Origin of the sequence: Streptomyces filipinensis (assembly GCF_014649495.1) — a bacterium.
GTDB lineage: Bacteria > Actinomycetota > Actinomycetes > Streptomycetales > Streptomycetaceae > Streptomyces > Streptomyces filipinensis.
The window spans coordinates 118,834-137,928 of sequence record NZ_BMTD01000011.1 but is presented as its reverse complement, the minus strand read 5'-3'; the positions used below and the strand labels follow the sequence as shown (position 1 = coordinate 137,928).

Below are 19,095 nucleotides of genomic sequence, written 5' to 3'. Positions count from 1 at the left end.
ATGGGGCCTGTTGCCTGGGTAGGCGTCGGCAGGTGAGCGAACTGTAAGCGCTCCCGGCGTGCCCGTCACGCGGCTGTTCCGGGCCGCTACAGGCCCACGTCGCGGCTGCGGATGTCCTCCAGGGATTCGCGGCGCACCAGGAGACGGGCGAGGCCGTCGCGTACGGCCACCACCGGCGGGCGGCCGACCAGGTTGTAGCCGGAGGCCATCGACAGGTGGTAGGCACCGGCCACCGGTACGGCGAGCAGGTCGCCGGGGTGTACGTCGGCGGGGAGTTGCGTGTCGGCGGCCAGGACGTCCCCCGCCTCGCAGTGCCGGCCCACGACGGTGACCCGGGCCGCGTCCGCCGTAGGGTGCCGGCCGATCAGGCGCGGCGCGTAGTGGACGCCGTACAGGGCGGGGCGCGGGTTGTCGCTCATGCCGCCGTCGACGGCGACGAAGACGTGGCCGCCCGTGCGCTTCACGGCCAGGACGCGGTACAGGGCGGTACCGGCGGGGCCCGCGATCGCCCGTCCGGGCTCGATGATCAGGCGGGGGACGGGGAGCCCGGCCGTGGCGCAGGCGTCGGCGAGTTCCGTGCGGACCCCGCGGGCCAGCGCCGTCAGGTCCAGGGCCTCCTCGCCGGGGCGGTAGGCGATGCCGTGACCGCCGCCTAGGTCGAGTTCGGGCAGGACCAGGCCGTGCTGCTCGTGCAGGCGGGCCATCAGGCCGACCAGCCGGCGTACGGCGACGAGGTACGGCTTGACGCTGGTGATCTGGGAGCCCAGGTGGCAGTGCAGGCCGGTGAGTTCGAGCTGCGGCTGGTCGAGGATGCGGGTGATGGCGTGCTGGGCGTAGCCGTCGGCGATGGACAGGCCGAACTTCTGGTCGTCCGTGCCGGTGCGGATCTTCTCGTGCCCGCCGGCCGCGATCGCGGGCACGACCCGGACCATGACCTTCTGGTGGCCGTCCGGGCCGACGGCGGCGGCCAGCCGCGCGATCTCGGCGGGGCTGTCGATGACGATCCGGCCCACTCCGAGGCGCAGGGCGGTGTCCAGGTCGTGCGGGGACTTGGCGTTGCCGTGCAGCACGATCCGCTCGGGCGGGAAGCCGGTGGTGACGGCGAGTTCGAGTTCGCCGGCGGAGCAGACGTCGAGGCCGAGTCCCTCCTCGGCGGTCCAGTGGGCCATGGCCCGGCACAGGAACGCCTTGGCCGCGTACAGGACCTCTGCGTCGGGGAAGGCGTTCCGATAGGTACGGCAGCGGTCGCGGACCTCGGCCTCGTCCAGGACGTAGACGGGAGTGCCGAAGCGGTCGGCGATCTCGGCGAGCGGTACGCCGCCGACGGTGAGGCCGCCGTGCGACGGTTCGGCGGTGGAGGCGGGCCACAGCAACAGGCCGCTGGCGGTGGTGGGTTCGTGAACCGTGGTCATCGTGTCCGCTCCCTCACGCGGCCCGCAGGAGGGGCGATTCGGATGTGACCGGTGTGGCGGCCGGGGCGGTGAACTGCGGGTCCACCGTGAGCGTGGTGACGCCGAGCGGTGCGGTCAGCGCGCGCAGGGCGGGCTCGGCGAGCCGGATCCACGGCTGGCCGGGGCCGAGCGTGGCGGTCAGCCGGCGCTCGGTGGTGAAGCCGACGGCCGTACGGTCGCCGAGCGGGGTGCGGAAGAGCCGGGCCGCGTATCCGGAGGGTTCCGGCCGGACCGGGACGTACAGGGGTCCGGCCGGGAACGGATCGGCGGGTTCGGGGTCTTCGCCGTGACGGAGTTCTGTCATGGGGTGCCTCCCGTAGGGGCGGGGAGCGAGGGATCTGGGGTGCCCCGGACGCGGGGAGGCGGGCCGGGGCGCGGTGTCGACGTTATGCCCGGCGGCGGGGGGCCGCGGGGTCGCCCTGACGGGACGCTGACGGTGACTCGGGCGACCTTGACGGGACGCTGACGGGCGCGGGGCAGGGGCGGGCAAGGGCCGTCAGAGTGGTGTCAGGAACGGATGTACCGACTGCGCGGGAGCGGGGTGAGCGGGTGTGATGGGAGGGATTTCCAGGAGGAGCCATGTCCGCGTACCGCCCGCTTTCGGCCGCCCGGGTCATGGTGGGAGTGAGCGGCTCGCTGGACGGTGCGGCCGTCCTGAGCCGGGCCGCCGCCGAGGCCGGGCGCCGGGGGGCCGAGCTCTGGCCGGTGCTGGCCTGGGAGCCGCCCGAGGGGGATCCCGCCGCCCGCAGGTTCCCGTCCGCGACGGCCTTGGTCCCCGTGTGGGAGCGGCTGGCGCGGGAGCGGCTCGTCGGGGCGTTGCACGGGGTGTTCGGCGGCGTGGACACCGGGCTCCCCGGGCAGGCGCTCGTCGTACGGGGCGCGCCGGGGCCGGCGCTGGTGGGGACCGCCGACCGCGAGGACGACGTCCTCGTCGTGGGCGCGGGCCGGCGGGGCCGGTTGCACCGGGCGCTGTGGCCGTCGGTCGGCCGGTACTGCCTGGCCCACGCCATGTGCCCCGTCCTCGCGGTGCCGCCGCCGCTGCGGGCGGAGCTGGCGGCGGTGCGGCGCCGGAGCGTGTGGGGCCTGGGCCGCGTATGGCCCCGGGTGTGACGGCCGCTCATTCCTCGAAGCGGTAGCCCATGCCGGGCTCGGTGATCAGATAGCGGGGCCGGGAGGGGTCCGTCTCCAGCTTGCGGCGCAGCTGGGCCATGTAGACCCGCAGGTAGTTGGTCTTGTTGCGCTGCGAGACTCCCCAGACCTCCTGCAGCAGCCGTCTCTGGGTGATCAGCCGGCCGGGATGCGTCACCAGGATCTCCAGCAGGTGCCATTCGGTCGGGGTGAGCCGGACGTCCCGGCCGTCCCGTACGGCCTTCTTGGCGAGCAGGTCGATCGTGAAGTCGTCCGTCTCGACCAGTGTCGTCTCGGGGACGAGGGGGGTGTCCCCCGTGCGACGGACGGCGGCCCGCAGCCGGGCGAGCAGCTCGTCCATGCTGAACGGCTTGGTGATGTAGTCGTCGGCGCCGGCGTCCAGCGCGGCCACCTTCTCGTCGGAGCCCTGCCGGGCGGACAGGACCAGGACCGGCACGCGGGTCCAGCCCCGCAGGCCCTTGATGATGTCGACGCCGTCCATGTCGGGCAGGCCGAGGTCCAGCAGGACCGCGTCGGGCTGGCGCGCGGCGGCGAGCCGGAGGGCCGTCGCTCCGTCGGGGGCGGAGTCGACGCCGTAGTGACGTGCCTGCAGGTTGATGACGAGGGCCCGTACGAGCTGCGGGTCGTCCTCCACCACGAGCACCCGGGTCATGGGGGTGTGCCTCTCCTGTCATGCCTGCGGGAGCCGGCGGTCCGGGCTGCGTCCCCGGACCGCCGGCTCCCGTCACGGTTCGCACAAGGACGTCACCGCTGTGCCGCGAGGTCCTTGAGCGCGATGTTGAGTTCGAGGACGTTCACGCGGGGTTCGCCCATGAAGCCCAGGGTGCGGCCGGTGGTGTGGTCCTCGACCAGCTTCTGCACGCGGGCGACGGACAGGCCGTTCCGCGCGGCGACCCGGTGCACCTGCAGCTCGGCGTAGGCCGGGGAGATGTCCGGGTCCAGGCCCGAGCCCGAGGAGGTCACCGCGTCGGCGGGGACCTGGGAGGGCTTGACGGTGTACCCGGGCACCGAGTTGTCCTTCACTACGGCGGCCTTGGCGTCCTCGACCTGCTTGACCAGCACCTCGCTGTCCGCGGAGAGGTTGGTGGCGCCGGACAGGACCAGCTTGTACCGCGTGTTGACGCTGTTGGTGCCGAGGCCGTTCGCGGGACGGGACTGGAAGTACCGCAGGCCGTACCCCTGTTGTCCGATCAGGGACGAGCCGACGACCTTGCCGTCCGCCCTGACCTCGGAGCCGTTCGCCCGGCCGGCGAAGAGCGCCTGGGCCACACCGGTGACGGCCAGCGGGTAGAGGACGCCGGTGAGCACGGTCAGCACCAGCAGTGCCCTCAGGCCCGCGCCCAGCAACCGGGCTGTGTTCGCGAAGGAGTTGTTCATGGTGATCAGCACGCCTTTGAAGAGTCACAGCCCGGGGATGAGGGAGATGAGCAGGTCGATGACCTTGATGCCGATGAACGGTGCGACCAGGCCGCCGATGCCGTAGATCCCGAGGTTGCGCCGCAGCATCCGGTCGGCGCTCATCGGCCGGTAGCGCACGCCCTTCAGGGACAGCGGCACCAGCGCGATGATGATCAGCGCGTTGAAGACGACGGCCGACAGGATCGCGGAGTTGGGCGAGGACAGCTGCATGATGTTCAGCTTGTCCAGACCCGGGTAGACCGCCGCGAACAGCGCCGGGATGATCGCGAAGTACTTCGCGACATCGTTGGCGATGGAGAACGTCGTCAACGCGCCCCGGGTGATCAGCAGTTGCTTGCCGATCTCGACGATCTCGATGAGCTTGGTCGGGTTGGAGTCGAGGTCGACCATGTTGCCGGCCTCCTTGGCGGCCGACGTACCGGTGTTCATGGCCACGCCGACGTCCGCCTGGGCGAGCGCGGGCGCGTCGTTGGTGCCGTCCCCGGTCATCGCGACCAGCTTGCCGCCCGCCTGCTCCCGCTTGATGAGGGCCATCTTGTCCTCGGGGGTGGCCTCGGCGAGGAAGTCGTCGACGCCGGCCTCCTCGGCGATCGCCTTGGCGGTCAGCGGGTTGTCACCCGTGATCATGACCGTCTTGATGCCCATGCGGCGCAGCTCCTCGAACCGCTCCCGCATGCCCTCCTTGACCACGTCCTTCAGGTGGATGACACCCAGCACGCGGGCGCCGTCCGCGTCCTCGACCGCGACCAGCAGCGGGGTGCCGCCGGCCTCGGAGATCCGGTCGGTCAGCTCCTGGGCGTCCGCCGCGACCTCGCCGCCCTGTTCCCCGACCCAGGCGATGACCGAGGCGGTGGCACCCTTGCGGATCTTGCGCCCGTCCACGTCCACTCCGGACATCCGGGTCTGTGCGGTGAAGGCGATCCACTCGGCGCCGGCCAGCTCGCCCTGGTGCCGCTCGCGCAGTCCGTACCGCTCCTTCGCCAGGACGACCACGGACCGGCCCTCGGGCGTCTCGTCGGCCAGCGACGACAGCTGGGCGGCGTCGGCGACCTCGGCCTCCGTCGTCCCGCGCACCGGCAGGAACTCGGCGGCCTGGCGGTTGCCGAGCGTGATCGTCCCGGTCTTGTCCAGGAGCAGCGTGGAGACGTCACCCGCGGCCTCGACCGCGCGCCCGGACATGGCCAGGACGTTGCGCTGGACGAGGCGGTCCATGCCCGCGATGCCGATCGCGGACAGCAGGGCGCCGATGGTGGTCGGGATCAGGCAGACCAGCAGGGCGACCAGCACGACCATCGTCAGGTGCGTGCCCGCGTAGGTGGCGAGCGGCGGCAGGGTGGCACAGGCCAGCAGGAACACGATGGTCAGCGAGGCGAGCAGGATGTTCAGCGCGATCTCGTTGGGCGTCTTCTGCCGGGCGGCGCCCTCGACCAGGTTGATCATCCGGTCGATGAAGGTCTCGCCCGGCCTGGTCGTGATCCTGATGACGACCCGGTCGGAGAGGACCTTCGTGCCGCCGGTGACGGCCGAGCGGTCGCCGCCGGACTCCCGGATGACCGGGGCGGACTCGCCGGTGATCGCCGACTCGTCCACGGATGCCACGCCCTCGACGACGTCGCCGTCACCGGGGATCACGTCGCCGGCCTCGCAGACCACCAGGTCACCGATGGTCAGCGCGGTGCCGGGGACCTGTTCCTCCGTCGTGCCGTCCGCGAGGAGCCGGCGGGCGACGGTGTCGGTCTTGGCCTTGCGCAGGGTGTCGGCCTGTGCCTTGCCGCGGCCCTCGGCGACCGCCTCGGCCAGGTTGGCGAAGACGACCGTCAGCCACAGCCAGGCGCTGATGGTCCAGCCGAACCAGTCGCCCGGGTCCTTGAGGGAGAACACCGTGGTCAGGACGGAGCCGATCCACACCACGAACATGACGGGCGACTTGACCATCACCCGCGGATCGAGCTTGCGGAAGGCGTCCGGCAGCGACTTGACCAGTGCCTTGGGGTCGAAGAGGCCCGCTCCGGCACGGCCCTCGGCGGGCTGGTGCCCGGTGGGCGCGTCCTGGTGGGGCGCGAGGGTGGGGGTGGACATGGAGTCCTCTGGGTTCTCTGTGCGGGTGGTCATCACGCCAGCCCTTCCGCGAGCGGGCCCAGCGCCAGGGCGGGGAAGTAGGTGAGGCCGGTGATGATGAGGATCGCGCCCACCAGCAGGCCGGTGAACAGCGGCTTCTCGGTGCGCAGGGTGCCCGCGGTCACCGGGACCGGCTGCTGTTCCGCGAGCGAGCCGGCCAGGGCCAGGACGAACACCATCGGCAGGAAGCGGCCGAGCAGCATGGCGAGACCGGTCATGGTGTTGTACCAGTCGGTGTTCGCGTTCAGGCCGGCGAAGGCCGAGCCGTTGTTGTTCGCCGCGGAGGTGAAGGCGTACAGCACCTCGGAGAACCCGTGCGCGCCGGAGTTCAGCATGGAATGCGGCGGGGTCGGCAGGGCCATCGAGGCGGCGGTGAAGACCAGCACCAGGGCGGGGGTGATCAGGATGTAGCAGGCGGCGAGCTTCATCTCGCGGCCGCCGATCTTCTTGCCCAGGTACTCGGGCGTGCGGCCGACCATCAGGCCGGCGATGAACACCGCGATCACGGCCATGATCAGCATGCCGTAGAGGCCGGAGCCGGTGCCGCCGGGCGCGATCTCGCCCAGCATCATGCTCAGCGTCGTGATGCCCCCGCCCAGGCCGGTGAAGGAGGAGTGGAAGGAGTCCACCGCGCCGGTCGAGGTCAGGGTCGTGGACACGGCGAAGATCGACGAGCCGCCGATCCCGAAGCGGACCTCCTTGCCCTCCATCGCGCCGCCCGCGGCCTGCAGCGCCGGGCCGTGGTGGGCGAACTCGGTCCACATCATCAGCGCCGTGAAGCCCAGCCAGATCGTGAACATCGTGGCGAGGATCGCGTAGCCCTGCTTCACACTGCCGACCATCACACCGAACGTGCGGGTCAGCGAGAACGGGATCACCAGGATCAGGAAGATCTCGAAGAGGTTCGTGAAGGGGCTCGGATTCTCGAAGGGGTGGGCGGAGTTGGCGTTGAAGACGCCACCGCCATTGGTGCCCAGCTCCTTGATGGCCTCCGTCGAGGCCACCGCGCCGCCGTTCCACTGCTGCGAGCCGCCCATGAACTGACCGACCTCGTGGATGCCGGAGAAGTTCTGGATCGCGCCGCAGGCGACCAGGACCACCGCGGCGATCGCCGCCACCGGCACCAGGATCCGCAGGGTGCCGCGCACCAGGTCGGCCCAGAAGTTACCCAGCTCACCGGTGCGCGAGCGCGCGAAACCACGTACCAGCGCCACGGCCACGGCGATGCCGACGGCGGCGGAGACGAAGTTCTGCACCGCCAGACCGGCGGTCTGCACGACGTGCCCCATGGTCTGCTCGCCGTAGTACGACTGCCAGTTGGTGTTCGTCACGAAGGACACGGCCGTGTTGAACGACTGCGCCGGATTCACGGAGGCGAAGTGCAGCGAGCCGGGCAGCACGCCCTGCAGCCGCTGCAGCAGATAGAGGAAGAGGACGCCGGCCGCCGAGAAGGCCAGCACCCCGCGCAGATACGCGGGCCAGGTCATCTCGGTGTCGGGGTCGGCACCGATGCCCTTGTAGATCCACCTCTCCACCCGCAGATGCCGGGTGGAGGAGTAGACCCGGGCCATGTAGGTGCCGGCGGGAATGTGGACGAGTGCCAGCGCGCCTGTCAGAGCGAGCAGCTGGAGCACGCCCGCGAGTACGGGACCCATGTCAGCGCTCAGAACCTCTCCGGGAAGATCAGGGCGAGGACGAGATAGCCCAGCAGGGCGACGGCCACGACCAGGCCGACGACGTTCTCGGCGGTCACAGCTTCGTCACCGCCTTGGCGACGAGGGCCACCAGCGCGAAACCCGCGAGCACGGTGACGACGAAGGCCAGATCGGCCATCGCGAACTCCTGGAGTGAGGTTCGGTGGAACGGACGGTTAGAGGAAAGCGCCCCTGTGGCCGGATCCGGTCGTCCGTTGACGCCTCTCATACGGCCGCGCTCACGGCTTTGACGGGTCTCTTACGGAGACGACCGGACCCGGGGCGGTCGGCCTGCGCCGGTCGCCGGGCAGTCCCGCTGGTTAGTCTTCGGGGCGTGACGACCGAGCTGACCCTGCTGTCCCGAGTCGCCTGCCGTGGGCGGGAGATCACCGCACCCCGGCTGCGCGGGCTGCTCGCCCTGCTCGCGGCGGACCTGCGCACCGGCTGCAGCACGGGCCGGCTCGTGGAGGGGCTGTGGGCGGACGAGCTGCCCGAGCGGCCGGGCAAGGCGGTGCAGATCCTCGTGTCGCGGCTCAGGGCCCAGCTGGGCGCCGAGCTGGTCGTGAGCACCCCGACCGGGTACCGGCTGGCGCTGGAGGAGACGCAGGTCGACAGTTCCGCGCTGCTGCTCCACGAAGCGGCGAGCGCCGAGCGCGCCCGGGCCGGGGATCACGCGGGAGCCCTGTCCCGGGCCGAGGCCGGGCTGGCGCTGTGGGACGGGAGCGTGGGCACCGGGGCGGGAGAGGACCTGCACGATCCGGTGGCCGCGCTGCGGGCCGACCGGGACCGGACCCACCGTGCGCTGGTCCGCTCCCGGGCGCTCGCGCTGGCCCGGCTCGGGCGGCGGGAGGAGGCCGCGGCGCCTCTGGCCGGCCTGGCCCAGGAGCTGCCGCGGGACGAGGAGGTGCTGGCGGAGCTGTTGCGCTGCGAGGCGGCCACCGCCGGCCGGGCCGCCGCGCTGACCCGGTACGACGGCTATCGCCGGGTGCTGCGGGACGATCTGGGCACCGACCCCGGCCGCCCTCTCAAGGCCGTCTACCAGGAGTTGCTGAGCGCGGACGCGCCGCCGGTCCGGCACGGCGTGCCGCACGAGCCGAACCCGCTGCTGGGCCGGGACGCCGACCTCGCCGCCGTGACCGGGCTGCTGCGCGAGTCCCGCGTGGTCACCGTCGTCGGTCCCGGCGGGCTGGGCAAGACCCGCCTCTCCCACGCGGTGGGCCGGGCGGCCGAGCAGCCCGTGGTGCACTTCGTCCCGCTGGCCGGCGTCACCGCCGACGACGACGTGGCCGGTGAGGTGGCCTCGGCGGTCGGCGCGGGAGACGGCCGGCCGTACGCCGGCGGCGGCGGGGACGTGCTGAGCGGCATCGTCGGCGCGCTGGGCACCGGGCCCGCGCTGCTGGTGCTGGACAACTGCGAACAGGTCGTCGCGGGCGCGGCCGCCCTCGTCCAGGCGCTGGTGTCGCGGTCCAGGGAGCTGCGGGTCCTGGCCACCAGCCGGGCCCCGCTCGGGCTGACGTCGGAGTCGGTGTACGCCCTGCCGGAGCTGTCCCAGGCCACCTCCGTCGAGCTCTTCGTGCAGCGGGCGCGGGCCGCGCGACCCGGTGTGGAGCTGCCCGCGGCACTGGTCGCCGAGATCTGCCGGCACCTGGACGGGCTGCCGCTCGCCGTGGAACTGGCCGCGGCCCGGGTGCGGGTGCTCTCCGTGGCCGACATCTCCCGCAGGCTGCGGGACCGCTTCTCGCTGCTGCGCGGCGGCAGCCGCGACGCACCCGAGCGGCACCGCACCCTGCGCGCCGTGGTCGACTGGAGCTGGAACCTGCTGGAACCCGACGGCCGGGCCGCCCTGCGCGCCCTGTCCGTGTTCCCCGGCGGCTTCACCGAGGACGCGGCGGAGTACGTGCTCGGCGACACCGGGGACGCGCTGGCGCTGCTGGAGCAACTGGCCGGGCAGTCCCTGATCAAGGTGGGCGAGAGCCCTTCCGGGGTGCGGTTCCACATGCTGGAGACGCTGCGCGAGTTCGGTGCCGACCAGCGGGCCGCGGCCGGTGAGGAGGAGGCGGTGAAGGGCCGGTTCCTCGCCTGGGCGAGGGACTTCGGCCGGGCCCACCACGACCTGCTCTTCAGCCACGATCCGGTGCCCGCCTGGGCCCGGATCCGCGCCGAGCAGGACAACCTCGTCCTCGCCCTGCGGCACGCGCTGGCCCGCACCGACGGACCGACCACCGCCGCCGTCACCGCCGTACTGTCGTCCCTGTGGTCCACCGGCTCCAGCTACGCCCGGCTGGCCTCGCTGGCCGCCGACACCGCGGGCCCCCTGTCCCACTTCCGGCCCGAGGACCCCGAGGACGTGGAACCGGCCCGCAGCGCGGCGGCGGTGTGCGCGGCGAGTCTCTTCATGGGCCACGGCCCGCACGCCGTACGCCAGTTGGTGACGCTGCGCCGGCTGCCGCCCGCCCCGCCGGACACCGTGGTACGGGCCCTGTCCGCCGTGCTGTGCGCCGTACCGGAGATGCGGCCGCCGCAGTTCGCCCGGCTCCAGGAGCTGTGCGAGGCCGACGAGCCGATGCTGGCGGGCATAGCCGCGGGTGTCGCCAGCTACGTCTGGGAGGCCGGACACGACACGGAGCGGGCGCTGGACAGCGCCCGCCGGATGGTCGACGCGCTCGCCCCGCTGGACAACCCGGCCATGCGGCTGCTCAGCCACGGCCGGGTCAGCGAGCTGTGCCTGCAGTCCGAGCGGGGTGCGGAGGCGTACGACCATCTGCGGGCCGCCCTGGGCGCGCTGGACGCGTTCGGCGACTGGTCGGACTCGATCGGCGTCCGCTGGGGGCTGGTGCTGGCCTGTCTGCACCGGGGCGAGATCGACGAGGCCGAGTACTGGCTGGGCCTCGCCGCCCTGGACCAGCCGCCGGAGTCGGACGGGATGTACAGCCCGGAGCTGGCGGCCAGGGCGGAGATCGCGCTGGCCCGGGGGCTGACCGAGGTCGGGCTCGGGCTGTGGCGCCGGGCGGCCGAGCATGTGCGGAAGATCAGTGCGCGGTACGCCGCCGACGACCCGTTCGTGGACCCGTGGGCGCTGCAGGTGCAGGCGGCCGCCGTGGCCGCGCACGCGCTGCAGGGCCGGCCGGAACCGGTCGCCGGGCTCACCGGGGAGTTGCGGACGCGGCTGCTCGGGCTGTTGTCCGGTGCCCCGGCCGGCGGCTCGCCGGTCGACGGGTCGCCGGTGGAACTGCCGGTGTACGGAACGGTGTTGCTGGCGCTCGGGCACGCCGGGCTGGCCCAGGGCGACCCGGCGGCCGTACGGCTGGTGGCGCTGGCGGAACGGATGCCGGTGGTACGGGAGTTCCCCACCCTGTCACTGCCCCGGTCCCGGGAGGCGGCCGAGAACGCCGACGGGGCGGCGTACGCCGACGCGAGGTCGAGGTACGCCGCCCTGGGGCGGGAGGAGCTGCGGGCGGAGGCCCGGCGGGAACTGGTGAACGCCGGGGGCTGACCGCGCCCGGAGGGGCGCGGGGAACTGCGCGGACCATCGCACGGGACCCGCACCCGCCGTCCGGCCGGACTCACCGCTTCGGCTCGCGATTGAACTGCCCCTTGGACCACAGGTAGCCCAGCACCGACAGCACCGCCCACCACGCCAACGTCAGCACCGCGTTCTTCGTGCCGATCCCGCTGCCCAGCAGCAGCCCGCGCAGTGTCTCGATGGCGGGCGAGAACGGCTGGTACTCGGCGAACCAGCGGAACCAGCTCGGCATGGCGTCCACCGGGACGAACGCGCTGGACAGGAACGGCAGCATGACCAGCGGGGTCCCGATGTTGCTGGCCCCCTCGGGGTTGGGACTCACCAGGCCCATGCCGACCGCCATCCAGGTCAGCCCGAGGCTCACCAGCGCCATCAGCCCGACCGCCGCGATCCACTCCACCGGCGTCGCGTCGGGCCGGAAGCCGATGGCCAGTCCGATGCCCAGGACGATCAGCAGAGCCGTCAGCGTCTTGATCACGCTGCCGACCACATGGCCGATCAGCACGGAGGCGCGGGAGATCGCCATGGTGCGGAACCGGGCCATGATGCCCTCGGTCATGTCGGTGCACACGGACACCGCGGTGCCGAGCGAGGTCATGGCCACGGTCAGGAAGAGAATGCCGGGGACGAGGTAGGCGACGTAGTCGGCCCGGTCGGCGTGGCCGCCGTTGATGCCCGCGCTCATCACGTCACCGAAGACGTAGACGAAGAGCAGCAGCAGGATGACCGGGGTGAGCAGGAGGTTCAGGGTGAGGGAGGGGTAGCGGCGCGCGTGCAGGAGGTTGCGGCGCAGCATGGTGAGGTTGTCGCGGAACGCGTAGCCGGCGGTGCTCATCGGACGGTCTCCTTGTCGGTGGTCTGAGCGGGTACGGAGCTGCCGGTCAGGGCGAAGAACACGTCGTCCAGGTCCGGGGTGTGCACGGACAGCTCGTCGGCCTCGATGCCGGCCGCGTCGAGCCAGTCGAGGATGGCGCGCAGTTCGCGCTGGCTGCCGTCGCTGGGGATCTGCAGGGTCAGCGCCTCGTCGTCGCGCACGGTCTCGCGCAGCGCGGTCGCCGCGCGCTCGTACGCCACCGGCTCGGCGAACCGCAGCCGCACATGGCCGCCGGGGACCAGACGCTTCAGCTCGGCGGCACTGCCCTGGGCGACGAGCTTGCCGCCGTTGAGCACCGCGATGCGGTCGGCCAGCTGGTCGGCCTCGTCCAGGTACTGGGTGGTGAGGAAGACGGTCGTGCCGGCGGAGACCAGCTCGCGGATGATCTGCCACATGGTGTGGCGCGAGCGCGGGTCGAGTCCGGTGGTCGGCTCGTCGAGGAAGATGATCCGCGGGTCGCCCACCAGCGTCATGGCGATGTCGAGGCGGCGCTTCATGCCGCCGGAGTAGGTCGAGGCCGGCTTCTTCGCGGCCTCCACCAGGTCGAAGCGCTCCAGCAGCTCGGCGGTGACCCGCCGGCCCTCCTGGCGGGAGAGGTGCTGCAGGTCGGCCATCAGCAGCATGTTCTCCTCACCGGTGATCAGTCCGTCCACGGCGGAGAACTGGCCGGTGACCCCGATCGCCGCGCGGACCGCCTGTGCCCCGGCGATCACGTCGTGTCCGGCGATCCGGGCCTGGCCGGCGTCGGCGCGGATCAGGGTGGACAGGATGCCGACCGCCGTGGTCTTGCCCGCGCCGTTCGGCCCGAGGAGGGAGAAGATCGTGCCGGCGGGCACCTGGATGTCGATGCCGTCGAGGACGGTCTTGTCCCCGTAGGACTTGCGCAACCCGGTGGCTGCGATCGCGAGTTCGTGGTCCGTCGTCGTCATGCCGCAGAGACTGCCGACCGGGCGGTTCAGCATGGCTTCAGCCGGGTTTCAGCCCGCGGTGGACGGCTTCAGCGCACTGAAACCCGCAGGTGGGGGGTGGGTGGCGGGCCGCCCTTTACGCTTCCTCTGTGGGAAAGTCGCTTCGGAAAGAGGTCCCGTTGAGCTTCTGGTCGATCTACCAGCACGGCTTCGCGCGCGTCGCCGCGTGCACGGGCCACACCGTCATCGCCGACCCGCCCGCCAACGCGGAGGCGGTCCTGCGCCATGCCCGCCGGTGCGCCGAGGAGGGCGTCGCGGTCGCCGTGTTCCCTGAGCTGTGCCTGACCGGGTACGCCATCGACGACCTGCTGCTGCAGGACGCCGTGCTCGACGACGTCGAGACGGCGCTCGCGACGATCGTGGCCGAGTCGGCGAAGCTGCTGCCGGTCCTGGTCGTCGGCGCCCCGCTGCGCCACCGCGACCGGATCTTCAACTGCGCGGTGATCGTGCACCGCGGCCGGATCCTGGGCGTCGTCCCGAAGTCGTACCCGCCGAACTACCGCGAGTTCTACGAGCGCCGGCAGATCGCCGGGGGCGACGACGAGCGCGGCGGAACGATCCGGCTCGGCGGCGCGGACGTGCCGTTCGGGGTGGACCTGCTGTTCGCGGCGACGGACCTGCCCGGACTCGTGCTGCACGCCGAGATCTGCGAGGACATGTGGGTGCCGGTGCCGCCGAGTTCGGAGGCCGCGCTGGCTGGTGCGACCGTCCTCGTCAACCTCTCGGGCAGCCCCATCACGGTCGGCCGCGCCGAGGACCGCAGGCTGCTGTGCCGCTCCGCGTCCTCGCGCTGCCTGGCCGCGTACGTCTACGCGGCGGCCGGCCTCGGCGAGTCGACCACCGACCTGTCCTGGGACGGCCAGACCCTGATCTACGAGAACGGCGTGCTGCTCGCCGAGACGGAGCGGTTCCCGCTCGGCGAGCAGTACGCGGTCGCCGACGTGGACCTCGACCTGCTGCGGCAGGAGCGGCAGCGGATGGGCACGTTCGGCGAGAACCGCCGCACGCACGCCGCGCGCACCGCCGACTTCCGTACGGTGTCCTTCGCACTCGCCCCGCCGGCCGCCACCGACCTCGGCCTGCGCCGGCGCGTCGAGCGTTTCCCGTTCGTGCCCGCCGACGCCGAACGCCTCGCCCTGGACTGCTACGAGGCGTACAACATCCAGGTCGCGGGCCTGCAGCAGCGGCTCGCGGCGATCGGCGGCCCGAAGGTCGTCATCGGTGTCTCGGGCGGCCTGGACTCCACGCACGCGCTGATCGTCGCCGCCCGGGCGATGGACCGCGCCGGCCGCCCGCGCAGCGACATCCTCGCCTTCACCCTGCCCGGCTTCGCCACCAGCGACCACACCAAGGACAACGCCCACAAGCTGATGCGGGCGCTCGGCGTCACCGCGGCCGAGCTGGACATCACGCCGACCGCGCGGCTGATGCTGAAGGAGATCGGCCACCCCTTCGCCTCCGGCGAGCCGGTCTACGACATCACCTTCGAGAACGTCCAGGCGGGCCTGCGCACCGACTACCTGTTCCGCCTCGCCAACCAGCGCGGCGGCATCGTGCTCGGCACCGGTGACCTCTCCGAGCTGGCACTCGGCTGGTCCACGTACGGCGTCGGCGACCAGATGAGCCACTACAACGTCAACTCCGGGGTGCCGAAGACGCTGATCCAGCACCTCATCCGCTGGGTCATCAGCAGCGGGCAGTTCGACGAGGAGACCGGCAAGATCCTCGCCGCGATCCTCGACACCGAGATCAGCCCCGAGCTGGTGCCGGGCGAGGAGATGCAGTCCACCGAGTCGAAGATCGGCCCGTACGCGCTGCACGACTTCACCCTGTTCCATGTGCTGCGCTACGGCTTCAGGCCGTCGAAGATCGCCTTCCTCGCCTGGCACGCCTGGCACGATGAGGAGGCCGGGGCCTGGCCGCCCGGTTTCCCGGAGGCCGACCGCGGCTCCTACGACCTCGCGCAGATCCGGCACTGGCTGGAGGTCTTCATCCGCCGCTTCTTCGCGTTCTCCCAGTTCAAGCGCTCGGCCATGCCGAACGGCCCGAAGGTCTCGGCGGGCGGTTCGCTTTCGCCGCGCGGCGACTGGCGGGCCCCGTCCGACGGCAACGCCCACGCCTGGCTGCGGGATCTGGAGCGCTTCGACCTGACGGAGTCCTAGGCCTGGGCGGTCAGTTGTTCCAGGTCTCGTCGTACGGGTCGTGGGGCACCGGGACCGGCCTGGCCGAGGTGACCTTCAGATACGGGACGGGGCCGTTGTTCACCGGGTCCCTGGTCAGCCGGGGGCTGTAGGTGCCGGTGACCTCCAGCCAGGCGTCCGGCCGCAGGACCGGCGGCAGGGTCCCGGTCAGGGCGATCTTGACCGGCTGGGCGTCCGCCGCACAGCAGTTGAGGGCCATCCGGACCAGGTAGGGCGCGCCCGCGTGGTCCAGGGCGAGGAAGCCGGTGACGCGGACCGGGCGGCCGTGCAGGGAGCGGCCGTGGTCGAAGGCCGCGCGGGACGCGTAGTCGACCACGGACAGCGGGGCCGGGTCGCCGGCGGGCAGCGGCCCCAGGGCGTACGGCTTCTGCAGGGCCGTGCCGGCGCGCAGGGCGCTGTAGGAGCCGAGGGCGGGCGGGGCGATGAGGATGAGGGCGAGGAGGGGGAGCAACAGCAGCCAGGAGGTGCGGGGTTCGGGGTGGCCGTGCTCCTGGGTGGCGGTCTTCGCGCGCCGGCGCTCGTACCAGACCGTCGCCAGCGCCCCCGCGACCAGGACCACCCCCGAGGCCAGCAGCAGCGGCTGCAGTCCTGCCTTGACGTAGCGCAGGTACAGGCCGGTGCCGCCCGCGTGCAGCAGGGCGGCGCCGAGCAGGAACATGACGGCGGCCTGGGCCTGACGGTTCACAGCAGCACCGCCGAGGTCAGTACGGCGCCCGTGACGGCGAGTGCGAAGGTGGCCGGGGCGAAGCGGAGGGCGAAGCCGCGGCCGAAGGTGCCGGCCTGCATCGCGAAGAGCTTGAGGTCGATCATCGGGCCCACCACCAGGAACACCAGCTTGGCCGTCGGCGAGAACTGGGTGAGGGAGGCCGCGACGAACGCGTCCGCCTCCGAGCAGATGGACAGCAGCACGGCCAGGACGGCCAGGGCCAGCACGGAGAAGGCGGGGTTTCCGGCCGCCGTGCGCAGCCAGTCCGCCGGAACCGCCGCCTTCAGCGTGGCCGCGGCCATCGCGCCGAGCACCAGGAATCCGCCGGCGTGCATGGTGTCGTGCCGTACCGAGTTCCAGAACGTCTCCCCCCTCGTCGCGCCCTCGTGCGCGCCGTGGGCCGGCGGGCGCAGCCAGTCGGTGCGGCCCAGCCGCTGCCACAGCCAGCCCATCACGCACGCCACCAGCAGGCTCGCCAGGAACCGGGCCAGGACCATCGCCGGGTCGCGCGGGAAGGCGACGGCGGTCGCGGTCAGCACGATCGGGTTGATGGCAGGGGCGGAGAGGAGGAAGGCGAGGGCGGCGGCCGGGGTGACTCCCCTGCGGACGAGGGCGCCCGCCACCGGGACCGAGGCGCACTCGCAGCCGGGCAGGATCGCCCCCGCGACCCCGGCGACGGGGACGGCGAGGGCGGGGCGGCTCGGCAGGGCCCGCGCGAAGAACGACGGCGGCACGAACACCGCGATGGCCGCCGACAGCAGCACGCCGAACACCAGGAAGGGCAGCGCCTGCACGGTCACCGCGACGAACACCGTCATCCAGCTCTGCATCGGCGGGGTGCCGAGCAGTCCGCGGATCGGCGACTGGGCGAGCACGGCCAGCAGCAGCGTCAGCGTCAGCACCAGCGGGGAGCTGAGCCGGCGGCCGTCCTGACCGGCGGCGGCGTCAGCGGGGCCGGCCTCCGCACCGGGCGGGGCGTCTTCGGTGATGGCCACGGGTGGATACCTCCGGCTGTGCTGGCTCCCTCACTCCCTCCCCGTCAGTACGGGGGGCGGGGTGCGGGCGTTCACGGGACTGCTGGAACCACCCGTGTCCTTGGGGCAGTCTTTTCCCTCGTGGCGAGCGTTCCGTATCAAGGGGGGCCGGGTGCGGCCCCGCCGGCGCACATGGTGGTGTGCGGCGACGACGGGCTCGCGCACCGGCTGGCGGCCGAGTTGCGCGGAGTCTACGGCGAGCGGGTCACCCTCGTGGTGCCGCCGAACGGGCGCACCGCCGGGCCTCCGGTGGTCGGCCGCGCCCGGGCCGCGTCGGCCGCCCTGTTCGACCGTGTGGTCAGTGCCGCGGTCGGCCGCGGCGGCACGGGGCCGGCGGCCGCCGCGAGCGCCCCCGGCACCGGCGGCGGAGGCAACGGCGGTGACGGCGCACGGGTGCTGGAGGCCGCCGAGGTCACCGAGGCGGTGCTCGCCGAGGCCGGGGTGGAACGGGCCGCCGCGCTCGCCCTCGTCTTCGACGACGACGAGACCAACATCCGGGCCGCGCTGACCGCCCGCCGGCTCAACCCCCGGCTGCGGCTCGTCCTGCGCCTCTACAACCGCCGGCTGGGCCAGCACATCGAGGAACTCCTCGACCAGGCGGCCGCGCTGGCCACCGGCGACGGCGGCTCGGACGCGTCCACCACCGTGCTGTCCGACGCCGACACCGCGGCACCCGCGCTGGCCGCCACCGCCGTCGCCGGCACCAGCAAGGTCGTGCAGACCGAGGGGCTGCTGCTGCGGGCCGTCGAACGGCCGTCGGCCGGCTCCGGACTGTGCACGCTCGCCCTGCTCTCCCCGAACGGCGCCGACGCCGCCGGCGGGGACGGGCCGGAGGGCGGCGGGGAGCAGGAGCCGCGGCTGCTGCCGGACGACGAGGAGGTGCGGCAGGCCGCCGGGCGGCCGGCCGTGGTGCTGGAACAGGTGTCGTCCGCGGGCGGCGGCGAGTCGGCCACGCCCGGTCGTGGCGGGGTCCCGCCGCTCGCCTCGCTGTTCTCCCGGCGGTTGCGGTGGTCGCTGGCGGGCGCGACGGTCTGCGTGGTCGCGCTCGCCGTCGCGCTGTGGGTGGTCACCCCCGGGATCCATCCGCTGCGCGCCTTCTACCTCACACTGCTGGACCTGTTCGCGATCGACGACCCCGCCATCGGGGCACCTCTGGGCAGGCAGATCCTCCAACTCCTCTCCGGACTGGTCGGGTTGCTGCTGCTTCCGGTGCTGCTGGCCGCCGTACTGGAGGCGCTGGGCACCTTCCGCACCGCCTCCGCCCTGCGCAAACCTCCGCGCGGCCTCGGCGGGCATGTGGTGCTGCTCGGGCTCGGCAAGATCGGCACGCGGGTGCTGACCCGGCTGCGCGAGCTGAACATCCCCGTCGTGTGTGTCGAGTCCGACCCGGAGGCGCGGGGACTGGCGACCGCGCGGCGGCTGCGGGTGCCGGTGGTCTTCGGGGACGTCACCCAGGAAGGGGTGCTGGAGTCCGCCAAGATCCACCGGGCGTACGCGCTGCTCGCCGTGACCAGCGCGGACACGACCAACCTGGAGGCCGTGCTGTACGCGCGGTCCGTACGGCCCGATCTGCGGGTGGTGCTGCGGCTGTACGACGACGACTTCGCCACCGCGGTGTACCGGACGCTGCGGGCGGCGTATCCGCATGCGCTGACCCGGAGCCGCAGCGTCACGCATCTGGCCGCGCCCGCGTTCGCCGGGGCGATGCTCGGGCGGCAGGTGCTGGGCGCTGTGGCGGTGGAGCGGAGGGTGCTGCTGTTCGCCGCGGTCGACGTGGCCGGTCATCCCCAGCTGGAGGGGCGGACGGTACGGGACGCCTTCCGGGCCGGGTCCTGGAGGGTGCTGGCGCTGGAGGGACGGACCGACACGGCGCCGGACCATGTGCTGTCGAAGGAGGACCGGGTGGTCGTCGCCGCCACCCGCAGGGGGCTCGCGGAGCTGCGCTGACCCTCCAGGGG

Annotated in this window: 16 protein-coding genes; 4 read left to right on the top strand and 12 right to left on the bottom strand. The window is 72.8% G+C overall.

The genetic code is table 11. The features are described from left to right. Positions 1-86: 86 nt before the first annotated feature. The gene (lysA, locus tag IE244_RS24280; protein ID WP_191875684.1) at positions 87-1,412 is read right to left on the bottom strand and encodes a diaminopimelate decarboxylase; all 1,326 of its coding nucleotides are present in this window, start codon (positions 1,410-1,412) and stop codon (positions 87-89) included. 13 nt (positions 1,413-1,425) lie between these two features. Then, positions 1,426-1,755 carry an SAV_915 family protein gene (locus IE244_RS24275; RefSeq protein ID WP_191875683.1) on the bottom strand — a complete coding sequence of 110 codons (330 nt, stop codon included), beginning with the start codon at positions 1,753-1,755 and terminating at the stop codon, positions 1,426-1,428. A 275-nt stretch (positions 1,756-2,030) separates the two neighbouring features. Between IE244_RS24275 and IE244_RS24270 the strand changes: the two genes are divergently transcribed. After that, entirely contained in the window at positions 2,031-2,561 is a 531-nt protein-coding gene (locus IE244_RS24270; protein WP_191875682.1) for a universal stress protein, read from the top strand. A gap of 7 nt (positions 2,562-2,568) precedes the next feature. On the opposite strand, the gene IE244_RS24265 is transcribed toward IE244_RS24270, so the two are convergent. The 6 genes from IE244_RS24265 to IE244_RS24240 form a co-directional block, all read right to left on the bottom strand. Further along, positions 2,569-3,252 (bottom strand): response regulator, encoded by a 684-nt coding sequence (locus IE244_RS24265; RefSeq protein ID WP_191875681.1) that lies wholly within the window; start codon positions 3,250-3,252, stop codon positions 2,569-2,571. A 92-nt stretch (positions 3,253-3,344) separates the two neighbouring features. Continuing rightward, entirely contained in the window at positions 3,345-3,977 is a 633-nt protein-coding gene (locus IE244_RS24260; protein WP_191875823.1) for a potassium-transporting ATPase subunit C, read from the bottom strand. Between the two features lie 24 nt (positions 3,978-4,001). Then, positions 4,002-6,131 (bottom strand): potassium-transporting ATPase subunit KdpB, encoded by a 2,130-nt coding sequence (gene kdpB, locus IE244_RS24255; RefSeq protein ID WP_191875680.1) that lies wholly within the window; start codon positions 6,129-6,131, stop codon positions 4,002-4,004. Beyond that, positions 6,131-7,792 carry a potassium-transporting ATPase subunit KdpA gene (kdpA, locus tag IE244_RS24250; RefSeq protein WP_191875679.1) on the bottom strand — a complete coding sequence of 554 codons (1,662 nt, stop codon included), beginning with the start codon at positions 7,790-7,792 and terminating at the stop codon, positions 6,131-6,133. The genes kdpB and kdpA overlap by 1 nt, the downstream gene beginning before the upstream one ends. Before the next feature lie 8 nt (positions 7,793-7,800). Continuing rightward, complete coding sequence (gene kdpF / locus IE244_RS24245; RefSeq protein WP_009326374.1) at positions 7,801-7,890, bottom strand: K(+)-transporting ATPase subunit F; 90 nt, start codon at positions 7,888-7,890, stop codon at positions 7,801-7,803. Further along, a complete protein-coding gene (locus IE244_RS24240; protein WP_191875678.1) occupies positions 7,887-8,060 on the bottom strand; it encodes a hypothetical protein in 174 nt (57 codons plus the stop codon). Before IE244_RS24240 ends, kdpF begins: the two co-directional genes overlap by 4 nt. A 105-nt stretch (positions 8,061-8,165) precedes the next feature. Here IE244_RS24240 and IE244_RS24235 point away from each other — a divergent pair, with 105 nt between their 5' ends. Continuing rightward, complete coding sequence (locus IE244_RS24235; RefSeq protein WP_191875677.1) at positions 8,166-11,324, top strand: ATP-binding protein; 3,159 nt, start codon at positions 8,166-8,168, stop codon at positions 11,322-11,324. 70 nt (positions 11,325-11,394) lie between these two features. Here IE244_RS24235 and IE244_RS24230 read toward each other — a convergent pair whose 3' ends face one another. Together IE244_RS24230 and IE244_RS24225 are read right to left on the bottom strand one after the other, a co-directional pair. Continuing rightward, positions 11,395-12,189, bottom strand: a complete 795-nt coding sequence (locus IE244_RS24230) for an ABC transporter permease (protein ID WP_191875676.1) — start codon at positions 12,187-12,189, stop codon at positions 11,395-11,397. Then, complete coding sequence (locus IE244_RS24225) at positions 12,186-13,157, bottom strand: ATP-binding cassette domain-containing protein (protein ID WP_191875675.1); 972 nt, start codon at positions 13,155-13,157, stop codon at positions 12,186-12,188. Before IE244_RS24225 ends, IE244_RS24230 begins: the two co-directional genes overlap by 4 nt. Positions 13,158-13,315: 158 nt before the next feature. Between IE244_RS24225 and IE244_RS24220 the strand changes: the two genes are divergently transcribed. Further along, a complete protein-coding gene (locus IE244_RS24220) occupies positions 13,316-15,358 on the top strand; it encodes an NAD(+) synthase (RefSeq protein ID WP_191875822.1) in 2,043 nt (680 codons plus the stop codon). Positions 15,359-15,368: 10 nt separating this feature from the next. Here the strand turns inward: IE244_RS24220 and IE244_RS24215 are convergent, their stop codons facing one another. Further along, the gene (locus tag IE244_RS24215; RefSeq protein WP_191875674.1) at positions 15,369-16,082 is read right to left on the bottom strand and encodes a TIGR03943 family putative permease subunit; all 714 of its coding nucleotides are present in this window, start codon (positions 16,080-16,082) and stop codon (positions 15,369-15,371) included. Continuing rightward, positions 16,079-17,098, bottom strand: coding sequence for a permease (locus IE244_RS24210; RefSeq protein ID WP_191875673.1), 1,020 nt, complete (start codon positions 17,096-17,098; stop codon positions 16,079-16,081). The genes IE244_RS24215 and IE244_RS24210 overlap by 4 nt, the downstream gene beginning before the upstream one ends. A 171-nt stretch (positions 17,099-17,269) precedes the next feature. On the opposite strand from IE244_RS24210, the gene IE244_RS24205 reads away from it, so the two are divergent. Beyond that, entirely contained in the window at positions 17,270-19,084 is a 1,815-nt protein-coding gene (locus IE244_RS24205; protein WP_191875821.1) for an NAD-binding protein, read from the top strand. Positions 19,085-19,095 lie beyond the last annotated feature (11 nt).